The organism is Streptomyces sp. V4I2, from assembly GCF_030817655.1.
Lineage (GTDB): Bacteria > Actinomycetota > Actinomycetes > Streptomycetales > Streptomycetaceae > Streptomyces > Streptomyces plumbiresistens.
In genome coordinates this window covers 2,035,189-2,050,599 of the sequence record NZ_JAUSZM010000003.1, presented here as the reverse complement: position 1 = coordinate 2,050,599, position 15,411 = coordinate 2,035,189, and the positions used below count along the sequence as shown (strand labels likewise).

The 15,411-nt window shown below is 72.2% G+C and carries 12 protein-coding genes and 1 pseudogene; 8 read left to right on the top strand and 5 right to left on the bottom strand.

The window, feature by feature from the left end; translation table 11 throughout:
• Positions 1–1,086, top strand: coding sequence for an ABC transporter ATP-binding protein (locus tag QFZ76_RS10320; protein ID WP_307673441.1), 1,086 nt, complete (start codon positions 1–3; stop codon positions 1,084–1,086).
• A gap of 30 nt (positions 1,087–1,116) precedes the next feature.
• Here QFZ76_RS10320 and QFZ76_RS10315 read toward each other — a convergent pair whose 3' ends face one another.
• Positions 1,117–1,572, bottom strand: coding sequence for a hypothetical protein (locus QFZ76_RS10315; RefSeq protein ID WP_307673440.1), 456 nt, complete (start codon positions 1,570–1,572; stop codon positions 1,117–1,119).
• A gap of 138 nt (positions 1,573–1,710) precedes the next feature.
• On the opposite strand from QFZ76_RS10315, the gene QFZ76_RS10310 reads away from it, so the two are divergent.
• The 5 genes from QFZ76_RS10310 to QFZ76_RS10290 all read left to right on the top strand — a co-directional run bounded on the left by QFZ76_RS10310 (position 1,711) and on the right by QFZ76_RS10290 (position 8,349).
• On the top strand, positions 1,711–3,186 hold the full coding sequence (locus QFZ76_RS10310; protein ID WP_307673439.1) for an HAD-IA family hydrolase: 1,476 nt from the start codon (positions 1,711–1,713) through the stop codon (positions 3,184–3,186).
• A 105-nt stretch (positions 3,187–3,291) separates the two neighbouring features.
• Entirely contained in the window at positions 3,292–4,488 is a 1,197-nt protein-coding gene (locus QFZ76_RS10305; RefSeq protein WP_307673438.1) for an MFS transporter, read from the top strand.
• A gap of 251 nt (positions 4,489–4,739) precedes the next feature.
• Positions 4,740–5,528, top strand: a complete 789-nt coding sequence (locus QFZ76_RS10300; protein ID WP_307673437.1) for a carbon-nitrogen hydrolase family protein — start codon at positions 4,740–4,742, stop codon at positions 5,526–5,528.
• A 50-nt stretch (positions 5,529–5,578) separates the two neighbouring features.
• On the top strand, positions 5,579–7,276 hold the full coding sequence (locus QFZ76_RS10295) for an NAD(P)/FAD-dependent oxidoreductase (protein ID WP_307673436.1): 1,698 nt from the start codon (positions 5,579–5,581) through the stop codon (positions 7,274–7,276).
• Between the two features lie 119 nt (positions 7,277–7,395).
• The gene (locus tag QFZ76_RS10290) at positions 7,396–8,349 is read left to right on the top strand and encodes an IS481 family transposase (protein ID WP_307673435.1); all 954 of its coding nucleotides are present in this window, start codon (positions 7,396–7,398) and stop codon (positions 8,347–8,349) included.
• A gap of 36 nt (positions 8,350–8,385) precedes the next feature.
• On the opposite strand, the gene QFZ76_RS10285 is transcribed toward QFZ76_RS10290, so the two are convergent.
• Positions 8,386–9,096, bottom strand: a complete 711-nt coding sequence (locus QFZ76_RS10285) for a DUF5995 family protein (RefSeq protein WP_307673434.1) — start codon at positions 9,094–9,096, stop codon at positions 8,386–8,388.
• A gap of 183 nt (positions 9,097–9,279) precedes the next feature.
• Here QFZ76_RS10285 and QFZ76_RS10280 point away from each other — a divergent pair, with 183 nt between their 5' ends.
• Positions 9,280–10,398: a glycoside hydrolase family 6 protein gene (locus tag QFZ76_RS10280; protein WP_307679978.1), complete on the top strand. Its 1,119-nt coding sequence runs from the start codon at positions 9,280–9,282 to the stop codon at positions 10,396–10,398.
• A 16-nt stretch (positions 10,399–10,414) separates the two neighbouring features.
• Here the strand turns inward: QFZ76_RS10280 and QFZ76_RS10275 are convergent, their stop codons facing one another.
• Positions 10,415–11,302 (bottom strand): phosphotransferase, encoded by an 888-nt coding sequence (locus QFZ76_RS10275; RefSeq protein ID WP_307673433.1) that lies wholly within the window; start codon positions 11,300–11,302, stop codon positions 10,415–10,417.
• Positions 11,303–11,324: 22 nt separating this feature from the next.
• A complete protein-coding gene (locus QFZ76_RS10270; RefSeq protein WP_307673432.1) occupies positions 11,325–12,536 on the bottom strand; it encodes an MFS transporter in 1,212 nt (403 codons plus the stop codon).
• Positions 12,537–12,662: 126 nt separating this feature from the next.
• Between QFZ76_RS10270 and QFZ76_RS51705 the strand changes: the two are divergent.
• Positions 12,663–13,566: pseudogene (locus QFZ76_RS51705) on the top strand (ROK family transcriptional regulator); the annotation flags it as partial.
• Between the two features lie 945 nt (positions 13,567–14,511).
• Here QFZ76_RS51705 and QFZ76_RS10260 read toward each other — a convergent pair.
• A complete protein-coding gene (locus tag QFZ76_RS10260) occupies positions 14,512–15,255 on the bottom strand; it encodes an SDR family oxidoreductase (RefSeq protein ID WP_307673430.1) in 744 nt (247 codons plus the stop codon).
• Between the last annotated feature and the right edge of the window lie 156 nt (positions 15,256–15,411).

Below are 15,411 nucleotides of genomic sequence, written 5' to 3'. Positions count from 1 at the left end.
ATGACCATCAGCACGCTCGTCAAGGCCGCCGCCACCGAGGCCGCGACCGTCGAATTCCGGGGCCTGCGACGGGAGTTCGGGCCGACCGTCGCCCTCGACGGCCTTGACCTGACCGTCCAGCCCGGTGAACTCCTGGCCCTGCTCGGCCCCTCCGGCTGCGGCAAGACCACCGCGCTGCGCATGCTCGCCGGATTCGAGCACCCCGACTCGGGTCAGGTACTGGTCGATGGCGAGGACGTCACGGGCGTTCCGGCCCACCGGCGCGACGCCGGGATGGTCTTCCAGTCGTACAGCCTGTTCCCTCATCTCAACGCGCTGGACAACGTGGCCTTCGGACTGCGGATGCGGAAGGTGCGGGCGGCCGAACGGCGCACGCGCGCCGCCGAGTTGCTGGAGCTGGTCGGTCTCGCCGACAAGGGCGAGCGGTTCCCGCACCAGCTCTCCGGCGGCCAGCAGCAGCGGGTCGCGCTCGCCCGGGCGCTGGCTCTGCGCCCGCGCGTGCTGCTGCTCGACGAACCGCTGTCGGCGCTGGACGCCAAGGTGCGCACCACCCTGCGCGAGGAGATCCGCCGCCTGCAGCAGGAACTCGGCATCACCACCCTGTTCATCACCCACGACCAGGAAGAAGCCCTGTCCATGGCGGACCGGGTCGCCGTGATGCGGGACGGCCGGGTGGAGCAGTGCTCCACGCCCACCGAGCTCTACTCCCGCCCGGCCACCGCCTTCGTCGCCGGGTTCGTGGGGACGATGAGCCGGGTGCCGGGGGTCATGGCGGCGGGGGACACCGTCGAGGTACTGGGGCGCCGGGTACCGGTGACGGGCGACGGCGCCGCCGCGGGCGCGAGCGTCGACGTGCTGCTGCGTCCGGAGGGCGTGGAGGTCGAGCCCGACCCGGAGGCCGGGGGACGGGTGGCCGCCACCGCCTTCCTGGGGGCGACCACCCGCATCACGGTACGGCTGCCGGACGGCTGCGAGGTCAAGGCCGACGTGTCCACCCGGCGAGCCGGCGAGTTTCCCGTCGGCGCGCGCGTGGCGGTCGGACTGCCGGACCAGGCGGTCATGGTGGTCGACCGCGCCGCGCGGTGACGTCCGATTCCCGCTGACTGAAGCTGTCCGCTAACTGAAAATGCCGCAGTACAGCTTGACGGAGGGGGTCTCCCAGCGGGAGCCCGCCTCCCGCAGCCAGATGGTCTGCCAGGTCTTCAGCTTCGCTCCTGAATTCGGGTAGTCGAATTTACACTGGTGCGTGATGCTCCATTTCGCCGACTTCTTCGACTTGAAGACATAGTCCTTCCGCTCGTAGTACTGGCGGCCGAACGCGGGATGGGCGTAGTTGATTTCCGACGTCATATGGAACGTGTGGTTGCTCTTGCACTTCCACGAACCATTGACGGTGATGGTCTGGTCGTCGCGGCTGTAGTAGTGGTGAGCGGGCACTCCGACGTAGAAGTCGCAGCCCTGGAACGTCCAGTGGACGGTCGTCGCACCGGCGTCGGGAGCCTCCAGAACTCCCAGTGCCGTCACGGACGCGAGAGCCACGGCGAGGGCGCCGAGGCGGGAACGAGCAGGCATGAATTATCCCCGTTTCGATGTGATCACTGTCGCGTCAACCTAACATTCGCCGGGAGGCCGGAAATGGAAGATCAATTACTTTACCGATGATTTGCCGATGATTTTCCGAATTTGAAGAAGAGGAGAGAGAAGATTTCCGTGGAAGGGCTTGTAGCTGATATCTCGGACACTTCGCCGGCGGCCGTCCTGTTCGACATGGACGGCACGCTCGTCGACACCGAGCGGCTGTGGTGGGAGGCCGTGGAGCAGGTCGCCGGGAGGCCGCTGACCGAGGCGGACCAGCCGGAGGTGCTCGGCCGGCCCGTCGAGCACACCGCCGACTGGCTGGCCGCCGCCACGGGCACGGCGGCCGGACACCTCGCCGCCGAACTGCACCGGGAGTTCGCGGCCCGCGTCCGTACCGGCATCGTGCCCCGCCCCGGCGCCCTCGACCTGCTCGACGCGCTCGCCGAGGCCGGCGTACCCACCGCCCTGGTGACCGCCTCCCCCCGGGCCGTCGCCGACACCGTCCTCGAAGCGCTCGGCGCCACCCGCTTCGCGGTCTCCGTCACCGCCGACGACACCGAGCACACCAAGCCCGCCCCCGACCCCTACCTCGCCGCCTGCCACGCCCTGGGCGTCACCCCGGCCGCCTGTGTGGCCGTCGAGGACACCGAGACCGGCGTTGCCTCGGCCGAGGCGGCGGGCTGCGCCGTCCTCGCCGTCCCGTCCCTCGCGCCGATCGAGACGGCGCCCGGCCGGACGGTCCTGACCAGCCTGGCCGGGGTCACCGTGGCGCAGCTGAGCGCCCTGGTCACCCACGACCTCCGGGTGATGAGCTGGAACCTCTGGCACGGCGGCACGAGGGTCGCCGACCACCGCGAGAAGCAGCTCAAGGTGATCGCCGAGACGGGCGTCGACGTGGTCGGCCTCCAGGAGACGTACGGCACCGCCGCCCAGGAACTCGCCGACGCCCTCGGCTGGTACCACCACCGGGCAGGCGAGAACCTCGGCATCATCAGCCGCCACCCGATCACGGCCCGCTTCGGCGACCCGGACGTCGGCTTCTACGGGGCGGCGGGAGTCCGGATCCGGGTCGGCGCGGCCACCGAGGTGGACATCTGGACGACCCACCTCGACTACAAGCCGTACGGGCCCTACGAGTCCGCCTTCGACGGGCTCCCGGCGGACGAGCTGATCGCTCACGAGGACGTGCGGCTGGAGCAGCTGCGGGACACCCTCGGCCGGATCGACGACACCGTGCCCGTCGTCCTCGTGGGCGACTTCAACAGCCCCTCCCACCAGGACTGGCCGGACGTCGAGTGGCCGGTGACCAAGGCGGCCGCGGAGGCGGGCTTCAGCGACTCCTACCGTGAGGCCCACCCCGACCCGGTACGCGACCCCGGCCACACCTGGTCCCCGGTCCACACCGAGCACGAGGACGGCAGTGGCCGCCCGGAGCCGCAGGACCGCATCGACTTCGTGCTGCACCGGGGTCTCGGCGTGCTCGACTCCCGGACGTACGTCAGCGGCCGCCCCCGGCCCTGGCCGGACGTCGAGGACAACGAGTGGCCGTCCGACCACGCGGCCGTGATCACCACATTTTCGCTGGGCAGCGGGGCGGAGCCCGTCTAACATCGGTTGCATGACCTGGCGACATTGATCCACCAGCCGTGCCTCCCGAGGGCCGCCTCGGACGCCGTAGCTCCGGCATCCGATCCGTCCCTGCGGGAAGGCCTCATGACACTCTCACCTGCGCGTGTGCCCGACACCACCGGTGTGCGACGGCTCACGGCCACGCTGTACGGCTACGCGTTCCTCGATGAGCTGGTCCTGCTCTACCCGGTGTACGCGCTGCTGTTCGCCGACACCGGTCTGTCCCTGTGGCAGATCTCCTCCCTCTTCGCCCTCTGGTCGATCACCGGCGTGCTCCTGGAGGTCCCCTCCGGCGCCTGGGCCGACGCCGTGTCCCGACGGACGCTGCTGTGGCTCGCCCCGCTGCTCACCGCCACCGGCTTCACCCTGTGGGTGACCGTCCCGTCGTACGGCGCCTTCGCGTTCGGCTTCGTCCTGTGGGGCGCCGGGGGAGCGCTCGGCTCGGGAGCCCTGGAGGCGCTGGTCTACGACGAACTGGACCGGCTCGGCGCCGCCGACCGGTACGCGCGCGTCATGGGCCGGGCCCGGGCGGCGGGGCTGGTGGCGGTGATGGCCGCGATGGGTCTGGCCGGCCCGGTGTTCGCATTGGGCGGCTACCCGGCGGTCGGCGCGGCGAGCGTGCTGGCGTGTCTGCTGGCGGCGGCGACGGCGACCCGGTTCCCGGAGCACCGGGTGCCACGGGTGAGTGAGGGCGAGGGCTGGACGGCGTCCCTGCGGGCCGGACTGGCCGACGCCCGCAAGGACCGGTCCGTGCGCGGCGCCCTGCTGCTCGTGCCGGCCGTCGCCGCGGTGTGGGGCGCTCTGGACGAGTACACGCCCCTCCTGATCCGGGACACCGGCGTGGCGGACTCGACCGTGCCCCACCTCCTCCTGCTGGTCTGGTCGGTCGTCACGGCCGGCAGTCTGCTGTCCGGGGCGGCCGAACGTCTGGGCGCGACCGGACTCGCCGTGCTGCTCGCGGGTGCCGCGCTCGCCCTCGCCGCGGGTGCCGTCATGGGTACCCCGGCCGGCATCGGCCTCGTCGCCCTCGCCTTCGGCGGCTTCCAGGTGGCCGAGATCCTCGCCGACGTCCGGCTCCAGCACCGGATCGACAGCACCGGCCGGGCCACCCTGACCTCGGTCGCGAGCCTGGGCACCGAGCTGGCCACGGTCACCGTGTTCGGCGTGTACGCGACGCTCGGCACGCAGGCTTCGCACGGCACCGTGTTCGCGATGCTCGCGGTGCCGTATCTGGTGACGGCGGCGGCGCTGGCGGTCAGGGGGCGGCCGACCGTGACGTAGCCGTGCCGGCGGGCGGGTGGGGTGGTTCGGCACCGGCAGGCTTCTCGCCCCCGCCGCGGCGCCGGTACGGAGCGGCGCGCGGCGAGCGCAACGAATCACCGCCGCACGCCCGGCGCACGCAACGAATCGCTCACGCACGCGCAACAGCTCCTTCTTGTCCGCCCGAGGCCGCCGCCCGTACCGTCTACATGGCCCCCACAACCACCCTTTCGCCGCCCTTCCGCCACTCTTCAGCCCGGTGAGGAACACGCATGCGCACCGCCCTGCTCCAGAGCTCCGGCCGCCCCGGCTCGAGCGTCGAGAACCTCAAGGTCCTCGACGAGGCCGCGGGCCGCGCCGCCGCCGCGGGCGCCGGGCTGCTCGTGGCGCCGGAGTTGTTCCTCACCGGGTACGCCATCGGCGACGACATCGCCCGCCTCGCCGAGCCCGCCGACGGCGAGTCCGCGGACGCGATCGCCGAGACCGCCGGTCGGCACGGCCTCGCGATCGCCTACGGCTACCCCGAGCGGGCCGGGGACGCGGTGTACAACTCCGCCCAGCTGATCTCCGCCGAGGGCACCCGCCTCGCCGGCTACCGCAAGACCCACCTCTTCGGCTGCTTCGAGCGCGACCACTTCACGCCGGGCGACCAGGCGGTCGTACAGGCCGAGCTCGACGGGCTGCGGGTCGGCCTGATGATCTGCTACGACGTCGAGTTCCCGGAGAACGTCCGCGCCCACGCCCTCGCCGGCACCGACCTCCTCCTCGTGCCGACCGCGCAGATGCACCCGTTCCAGTTCGTCGCCGAGTCGGTCATTCCGGTGCGGGCCTTCGAGAACCAGATGTACGTGGCGTACGTCAACCGGGTCGGCCAGGAAGGGGAGTTCGACTTCGTCGGCCTGTCCACCCTCGCCGGGCCCGACGGGGTCGCCCGCACCCGCGCCGGACGCGGTGCGGAGCTGCTCCTCGCCGACGTCGACCCCGCGTTCCTCGCCGCGTCCCGCGAGGCGAACCCGTACCTGAAGGACCGGCGCCCCGGCCTCTACGGGTCCCTGGCCTGAAACCCCCTCAGCTTCCCCCGAGTTCTTTTCGTGCAAGGAGTCCGTACCCCATGACGTCCACCGTGCCCAACGCCGTCGAGCACGCAGACGAGCAGCAGCCGCCGATCACCATGTTCGGCCCGGACTTCCCCTACGCGTACGACGACTTCCTCGCCCACCCGGCGGGCCTCGGCCAGATACCGGCGACCGAGCACGGCACCGAGGTCGCGGTCATCGGCGGCGGCCTGTCCGGCATCGTGGCCGCGTACGAGCTGATGAAGATGGGCCTCAAGCCGGTCGTCTACGAGGCCGACCGGATCGGCGGCCGGCTGCGCACGGTGGGCTTCGACGGCTGCGACCCGTCCCTCACCGCCGAGATGGGCGCGATGCGTTTCCCGCCCTCCTCCACGGCCCTCCAGCACTACATCGACCTGGTGGGCCTTACGACCCGGCCCTTCCCCAACCCCCTCGCGGAGACGACCCCTTCGACCGTCGTCGACCTCAAGGGCGAGTCCCACTACGCCGAGACGGCCGACGACCTGCCCCAGGTCTACCGCGACGTCGCGGCCGCCTGGAACGCGTGCCTCGAAGAGGGCGCCGACTTCTCCGACATGAACCGGGCGATGCGCGAGCGGGACGTGCCGCGCATCCGCGAGATCTGGGCGAAGCTCGTCGAGAAGCTCGACAACCAGACCTTCTACGGCTTCCTCTGCGACTCCGAGGCCTTCAGGTCCTTCCGGCACCGCGAGATCTTCGGCCAGGTCGGCTTCGGGACGGGAGGCTGGGACACCGACTTCCCCAACTCCATCCTCGAAATCCTCCGGGTCGTCTACACCGAGGCCGACGACCACCACCGCGGCATCGTCGGCGGCTCCCAGCAGCTGCCGCTGCGCCTGTGGGAGCGCGAGCCGGAGAAGATCGTCCACTGGCCGTACGGCATCTCGCTCGCGAGCCTGCACGAGGGCGGCGAACCCCGCCCGGCCGTGACCCGGCTGCACCGCACCGCGGGCAACGGGATCACCGTGACCGACGCGGACGGCGACATCCGCACCTTCCGGGCGGCGGTCTTCACCGCCCAGTCCTGGATGCTGCTGTCGAAGATCGCCTGCGACGACTCGCTCTTCCCGATCGACCACTGGACGGCGATCGAGCGGACGCACTACATGGAGTCGTCGAAGCTCTTCGTGCCCGTGGACCGGCCGTTCTGGCTGGACAAGGACGAGCAGACCGGCCGCGACGTCATGTCGATGACCCTCACCGACCGCATGACCCGCGGGACCTACCTCCTGGACGACGGTCCGGACAAGCCGGCCGTGATCTGTCTGTCGTACACCTGGTGCGACGACAGCCTGAAGTGGCTGCCGCTGTCCGCCAACGAGCGGATGGAGGTCATGCTGAAGTCGCTCCGCGAGATCTATCCGAAGGTCGACATCAGGAAGCACATCATCGGCAACCCGGTGACGGTGTCCTGGGAGAACGAGCCCTACTTCATGGGCGCGTTCAAGGCCAACCTGCCCGGCCACTACCGCTACCAGCGGCGCCTGTTCACCCACTTCATGCAGGACCGGCTGCCCGAGGACAAGCGGGGCATCTTCCTCGCCGGCGACGACATCTCCTGGACGGCCGGCTGGGCCGAGGGCGCCGTGCAGACCGCGCTGAACGCGGTGTGGGGCGTCATGCACCACTTCGGCGGGACGACCGACGCCACGAACCCCGGGCCGGGGGACGTGTACGACGAGATCGCACCCGTCGAACTCCCCGAGGACTAGGTGTTCTGTCCCGGAAGGTTGTGGACGGTGAGGCAGGTCTCAGCTGAGGGATCTTGAACAGGTGAGGACCTTTCGAGTTCGGTGTGGATTGCGACGTCGACACCGACCGAAAGGCCCTCGTGTCCCACCGTAATGCACCCCTGACCGAGACCGGACGACTGCGCCTGGCCCGTTGCGTGGTCGAGGACGGCTGGCCCCTGCGCCGGGCTGCCGAACGCTTCCAGGTCTCGCCGACCACCGCCCAGCGCTGGGCCGACCGCTACCGGACGTTCGGCGAAGCAGGCATGAGCGACCTCTCCAGCCGCCCGCGTACCAGCCCGCGCAGGACACCGACCCGCACCGAGCGGCGCATCATCAAGGTCCGTGTCCTGCGCCGCTGGGGACCGGCCCGCATCGCGCACCTGCTGCACCTGGTGCCCTCGACCGTTCACCGTGTGCTGACCCGCTACGGCCTGGCCCGCCTCACCCACCTGGACCGGGCCACCGGCCGCGTCATACGCCGCTACGAACGTGAACGTCCCGGCGAGCTGGTGCACGTCGACATCAAGAAGCTCGGCAACATCCCCGACGGCGGCGGACACAAAGTGCTGGGCCGCCAAGCAGGACGCAAGAACCGCCCGAACGCCGGCTACAGCTACCTCCACACCGCCGTCGACGACCACTCCCGACTGGCCTACAGCGAGATCCACGCGGATGAGAAGAAGGAGACCGCCACCGGCTTCTGGACCCGTGCCCAGGCGTTCTTCACCCAGGCCGGCATCACGGTCGAACGGGTCCTGACCGACAACGGCTCCTGCTACCGCTCACGAGACTGGCGCGACCTGCTCACCGCAGCCGGGATCACCCACAAGCGCACCCGGCCCTACCGGCCGCAGACCAACGGGAAGGTCGAACGCTTCAACCGCACCCTGCTCGACGAGTGGGCCTACGCCCGCCCCTACCACTCAGAGACCGAACGACGCCAAGCGTTCCCCGACTGGCTGCACACCTACAATCACCACCGCGGACACACCGCGCTGAAAGGCCAACCACCCGCCAGCCGCGTCCCCAACCTCTCAGGGCAATACACCTAGGTCACCGGCCGGGCAAGGATCTCGGTCGGGCAAGGATCACCGGTCGGACAACGGCGTGAGCAGCATGCGTCCCGCCAGGCCCACCGCCGCGTCCAGGCGCTCGGCGAACTCCTCGGCGACGTCGGGCAGCCGGCGCAGCACCCACAGGGCCCGCGCCGCCGTCCACGTCGCCTCCCGGGCGCGCTCCAGGCTCCACGAGCCGAGCAGATGGGTGAGCGGGTCGGCGATCTGGAGGAGGTCGGGGCCCGGCATCAGCTCTTCGCGGATGCGCTCCTCCAGCGAGACGAGGAGATCGCCCACGCGGTCGAACTCGTCCTCCACGTCGACGGGTTCGCAGCCGAGCGTACGACAGGTGTCCACGACGGCCAGCGCCAGGTCGTGCCCGATGTGCGCGTTGATGCCCGCCAGCGCGAACTGCAACGGTCGTACGCCGGGATGGCGGCGCATCTGGAACAGGGGCCGCCAGCAGGCCGGCGGGCGCCGCTCGTCGGCCACCGCCTCGACGGCGTCCAGGTAGCGCTCGGCGAACCGCACGTCCAGCGTGATCGCGGCCCGCGCGTCCCCGAACTGCCCGCTGTCGATACGCCGGTCGACGGCCTCGGTGACGGCGAGGTAGACGCGGTTGAAGACCGCGAGGCCGTCGCGCGCCGGCAGGCTCGCGTCCAGCGCGCGCATCCGGTAGACGACCTCGTCGACGGGGGTGGTGACTCGCTCGACGGGGGTGGTGACTTGTTCGCATTGCACCATGGGGGCAGAGTCGCACCTTTAGGCTGGCCCGGGTACCGGCGGGCCCGACGCTTCCCCAGAACGGGGGAACGCGCCCGCCGTGGGGAGAGCAACAGGGGGGGGAGCTGCACCGTGTCAGGCTCACGTGCGCATCGTCGGGCCACGCGCCGGGCCGAGCGCAGGCGGACCGCGCGGCGTGGCGCCATGGTCGCGGCGGCCTCGGTGGTGGTCGCGATTGGCACCGTGTCCGGGATGCTGTCCGCCCTCGACGGCCGGCAGGACTCCGACACAGCGAGGCCCGAGGTGACCAGTTCGCCGTATCTGGCGCCCCTGCCCGCCGTTCCGACGCCGTCGTCCGCCTCGCCCAGCGCGAGTCCCTCGGCCTCGCCGTCCCCGAAGAAGAAGGCGAGCCCCTCGCCGTCCCCCACGAAGACGGAGAAGAAGCAGTCTCCCGCCGTCTCCACCCGGCTCTACCGCTACCCGGAGTCCCAGGTGCTCGAGTGGGTGCGCGCCAACGACGGCGATCCGCGCCACGCGGTCATAGCGTCCCGGATAGCCGACCAGCCCGCGGCCGTCTGGTTCGCCGACTTCACGCCGTCGACCATCACCTCCCGGGTCCGCGCGGTCACCGCCGGCGGCAGCACCCAGGGCCGGGTGCCCGTCGTCGTGCCGTACGCCATCCCCGGCCGCGACTGCGGAGGCGCCTCGCAGGGCGGTGCGCCCGACCTCGACGCGTACGACGACTGGATCGACGCCTTCGCCGCCGGGCTGGGCTCCGGCGAGGTCATCGTGATCCTGGAGCCCGACTCGGTGGCCCAGACCGAGTGCCTCTCGGCCGGCGAACGCGGGCGCCGATTCGCCTCGTTGGCGCGCGCGGGCCGCGTCCTCAAGGCCGCCAACCCCAAGGCACGGGTCTACTACGACGCCGGCCACTCCGGCTGGAACGCCCCGGCGAAACAGGCGGGCTGGCTGCGGCAGGCCGGCGCCGCCTCGGCCGCCTCCTCCGACGGTGTCTTCAGCAACGTCTCCAACTTCCACCGCACGGACGACGAGATCGCCTACGACCGCCAGGTCCTCGACGCCCTGGGCGGCCCGGCCGGCCTCGGCGCCGTCATCGACACCAGCCGCAACGGCAACGGCGCCCCGGCCGACGGCGAGTGGTGCGACCCGTCCGGCCGCAAGCTCGGCCGCACGCCCACGCTGAGCACGGGGGAGGCGCGGATCGATGGCTATCTGTGGGTGAAGCTGCCGGGGGAGTCGGACGGCTGCAAGGGGGCACCGGGCACGTTCACGCCGTCGTACGCCTACGAGTTGGCGCGCTGACAGCACCCCAGGCGGGTCAGCCGGGCTCCGGCAGCCCGAGCACCCGTGCGCACCAGGGCAGCGCCGTCCTCAGCTGGCTCAGCTGGACGTCCCGGACCCGCGGCGCCGCCGGGATCACCGGCAGCCCGGCGCGGCAGGCGAAGAACCCGGCGACCAGCGCGACGTGTTCGGGCGGGACCGAGGCGACCGATTCCGGCGGCGGCCCTCCTTCGGCGTGCAGGCTCGGCAGCCAGAAGGCGATGTCGTAGCGCGCGTCGCCGACGGCCGCGAGGTTCCAGTCGACCAGAAGCGCCCTGCCGTCCCGGAAGCAGAGGTTGTCGCTGCGCACGTCGAGGTGGAGCACCGCGTCGCCGTCCAGGCACGTGGCGTCGCCCGAGGCGTCCAGGAGTGCCAAAAGCGCCCGGTCGAGCCAGCCGGGCGAGCACAGACCGAGGGCGAGGAAGGGGGCGGGGTCGCGGGCCACCTCCGCCCAGCCGCTCTGCGCGTGCACGGTCCCGGTGACCTTGCCAAGGCCCGGAAAGGGGCGGCACGCGGCGAGTTCCGCGAGCGCGTCGAGGACGGCACCGACCTGTTGGGAGGACCAAGGCGGCGGCCAGTGGCAGGACGACAGGTCCTCCAGGACGAGGAGCGGATGCTCTGCGTCGACCCAGCCGAGCAGCCGGGGCATGAAGGAGCCGCCGAGTTCCGCATAGGCGCGGTGTTCGTCCCGCAACCAGCCGGCCGTCTGCGGGTCGGCCGCCCGCTTCACGAACGCCGAACGCCCGTCGTCCAGGCCCACCAGCAGGCGGTGGACGTTGGAGTAGCCGCGCTCGGTGAGCCGGTGGGCGTGCACGGGCCGCGCGCCGAGCAACTCGTGCAGGCGGCCCGCGTCGTCGTTCGAGAGGTGGGGCAGGGTGGGATTCACACGCGGTCCTGGAGCGACGGTTTCAGGGTCGGGGGTCGGGAACCGGCGCGGCCTGCCGATCGACCTTCGGCCGGTCGCGGTCGCCCGCGCGCAGGACGCCCGCGAAGGCCACGAGCCCGCACGCCAGCACCGTCACCAGGCCGAACGACACGGTCAGGCTGGTCGCCTCGGCGATACCGCCGATCGCGCTCGGCGCGATCAGACCCGACGTGTACGTGATGGTCGCGACGCCGGCGATGGCCAGGCTGGGGTTCGATCCGCTGCGGCCCGCCGCGGCGAAACACAGCGGTACGACGACGGCGATGCCGAGACCCATCAGCGCGAACCCGCCCATCGCCGCGGCCGGATGGTCCGCGACGACGATGAGGAGTCCGCCGAGCACCGCGAGGACTCCGCCGACGCGAACCGTGCGCACGGAGCCGTACCGGTCCACCACCTTGTCGCCCACGATCCGGGCGAGCGCCATGGTGAGCGTGAAGCCCGTGGTGCACGCGGCCGCCAGCCCCGCCGAGGACTCCAGCCGGTCGCGCAGATACACCGCCGACCAGTCCAGGCTCGCGCCTTCCGCGAAGACCGCGCAGAACCCCACCGCGCCGATGAGCAGCGCCGACCGGGGCGGCAGCGCGAACCGGGGCGGCGGCTCCTCGTCCTCGGCGGGCTGAAGGTCCAGCACCCACGCGCAGGAGGCGACACCGACCACGGTCAGGACCCCGGCCGCCAGCGCGTGGTGCAGCCGGGCGTCCGCACCGAGATGCGCGGCGAGGGTGCCTGCCGCCGAACCGATCAGGGCGCCCGCGCTCCACAGTCCGTGCAGGCCGGACATGATCGAGCGGCCCATGCGGTTCTCGACCTCGACGCCGAGCGCGTTCATCGCCACGTCCGCCATGCCGGCCGTCGCGCCGTAGACGAACAGGGCCAGGCAGAGGGTGAGGAGGTTCGGGGCCAGGGACGGCAGGACGAGCGAGAGGGTCCACAGCGCGATCAGCCCGCGCAGGGCGTTCCGGGCGCCGAAGCGGTGGCTGATACTGCCCGCGAGCGGCATCGCCAGGGACGCGCCGAGCGCGGGGAAGGCCAGGGCGAGGCCGAGTTGCCCCGCACTCACCGACGCGTGGTCCTGGATCCACGGCACCCGGGTGGCGAACGAGCCGGTCACGGCTCCGTGCACGGCGAAGACGGCGGCCACGGCGTACCGGGCCCGCCTCACCACGTGTCGGTCCTGGACCACTTCGCTCATTCTCTGACCCCTCCCAGGATTTGGGTGCCTCGCGGCGCCGCCGTAAACTATCAGGAACCCTGCCTGATAGATAACGGGATAATCGGCCCCCGCGGTACGGTCCGCCCGATCTGGAAGGATCCCGGCATGCCCGCATCCCCGAGCACCGCCCGGGCCATCAACGACAGGCTCGCCCTGCGTCTGCTCCAGCACCAGGGTCCGTTGACGGCAGGGCAGTTGAAGCAGCTCACCGGCCTGTCCCGGCCCACCGTCGCCGACCTCGTCGAACGCCTCACCGCCGCCGGCCTGATCGCGGTCGTCGGGGAGTCGGGCGAGCAGCGCCGCGGGCCGAACGCGAAGCTGTACGGGATCGTCGCCGACCGCGCCCATCTGGCCGCCCTGGACATCCGTACCGAGGGCGTCGCCGTCCTCGTCTCCGACCTCCTCGGCCAGGTGCTCGCCGAGGCGTCCGTGCCGATCGGCGACGACACCGGCACCGGCTCCGCGGTCGAGCAGGCGGTCACCCTCGTCGAGCGGGTGGCGAAGGAGGCCGGCGCCGACCGGCTGCACACCCTCGGCATCGGCGCCCCCGGCCTGATCGACCCGGCGAGCGGCGACCTCCGCGACTCCTCTGGCCTGCCCGAATGGCACCGGCAACTGGTGGCGGCGCTCCAGGAACGGTTCCCCCAGGCCCGCGTCAGCGTCGAGAACGAGACCAACCTCGCCGCCCTCGCCGAACAGCGCGACGGCGCCGCCCGCGACCGGGACACCTTCGTGCTCCTCTGGCTCGGCATGGGCATCGGCGCCGCGGTCGTCCTCGACGGGACCCTGCGCCGGGGAGCCTCCGGCGGCGCGGGCGAGATCGGCTTCCTGCCGGTACCGGGCACCACGGGCCTGCCCTCGGCGACCGACTGCGACGGAGGCTTCCACTCCCTCGCGGGTGCGGGCGCCATCGCCGACCTGGCGGCACAACACGGTCTCACCGCGCCGCCCACGGCCCACGAGCCACGGGCGGCGGCGCTTGTGCGGGCGGCGGTGGAGGCGGTGGAGGGACGGGCGGCCATGGTGGACGGGGCGGCGGTGGAGGGCCGGGCGGTCTTGCTGGAGCGGGTGGCAGCAGCAGCGGACACGACGGTGGCCGTGGAGAGGGTGGGGGAGGGCAGGGCGGCCGCGATGGGCAAGGCGGTGGAAGGCCCGGTGGCCGGGGTGGACCGCGCGCACCGCGGAGCCTTCGCGAAGGGCGACCCGCGGGCGGGGGATGGTCGTGTTGCGTCGCATCAAGGACCGGACTCTGACGCCGACCGAAGCCTGGCAGCGTCGGCCGACGGTGGTCGTGCCGTGCCGTGCACAGGACCTGCGGTTGGCGGCTTCCTGGGGGTGCGGGCGGAGGATGGTCGTGCTGGGTCGCGTCCGGGCCCGGCTCCTGACGCCGGCCGCTCCCCGGACGCGCTCGCCGAGGGCGGCGGTGCCGGGCCGCCCACTCATCCCGAGTTTGATTCCGCGTCGCATCAAGGCCCGGACGCTGACGCCGACCGCAGCCCGGCCGCGCCCGCCGAGGGTGACCGCGCCGCGCCGCCCCCCAGCCCCGCCCCCGACCGCTTCCTCGACGCTCTCGCCGACCGCGTGGCCCTCGGCGCCGCCGCTGTCATCGCCGTACTGGACCCTGGCTGTGTGGTGCTGGCCGGCGAGATCGGTCGCGCGGGCGGCGACACCCTGGCACTGCGGGTCCAGGACCGTCTCGCCCGGCTGTCACCCCTGCCCACGGAGGTGCGGCCCAGCGCCCTGGGGGGCGGCGCGGTGCTGCGCGGGGCGCTGCTCACGGCGCGGGAGCAGGCGCAGGACGAGCTGTTCGCGCCCCGGAGGACGAGCTGAGCCAGGGCATCTCGACCGCGGCGCTCGCGCGTCGGCACCCCCATCGCCTCGGCTCATCGGTGTCGTTTCCGGCGTCGACGAGGCGCGCCGACGTTTCCCTCCGGCCCGAGCCGCCGGACAGCCCTCAACCCCGCCGCTTGGCAGCCAGGTAGTCCTCGAACGTCCCCTTGCCCACGGCCCGTTCCGGCGTCAGATGGCCGCCCGCCCGGAACCCCCGGTACGCCTTGCCCGCCAGCGGCACGTTCACGACCGCACGCTTCCGTCCCGTCGCCTTCAGGTAGGCGCGGGCCAGCGACTCGAGCGACCGCACCTCGGGTCCGCCCATGTCGTCGACCCGCCCCGCGGGCGCGCCCGCCGCCAACTCGGCCAGCCGTTCCGCGACTTCGGCCACCTCGATCGGCTGGTCCCGGACACCCGCGGGCAACGGCACGACCGGCCCCTTGGCCAGCACCTGGAACACCTGCACGAGCAGATCGTGGAACTGGGTCGTCCGCAGCACGGTCCAGCCGAGCCCCGACTCCTCGATCTGCTTCTCCACGGCGAGCTTGGTCCGGTAGTAGCCGAACGGCACCCGGTCCACCCCGACGATCGAGATGTAGGCCAGGTGTCCCACCCCCGCCCGTCGCGCCGCCGCGATCAGGTGCGCCGCCGCCCGCTCGTCACCGCCGCGCGGTGTGCTCGCGCAGTGCACGATCGTGTCCACGCCCGCGACCGCGGCGTCCAGTCCGGCGCCGCCCTCCCGCAGATCGACGGCGTACGGCTGCGTGTGCCGGCTGAGCACCCGCACCTCGTGCCCGCCCGCGCGCAGCCGCTCGGTGACGAGTCGGCCGAGCGTTCCGCTGCCGCCGGTGACCAGGATCGTGTTCATGCTCTTCAGCCCCTTCGGGGAACCGGACGCCCCCGGATGGAGCGCCCCTCCCCAGTCAAGAGGCCCGGCGGCGGGCAAGGGCCGTCGTCACCGCCGCCGGGCCCGTCTGTGCGGGTGTCCACGCAAGGCGACCCTAAAAAGGACTAGACCATTGCG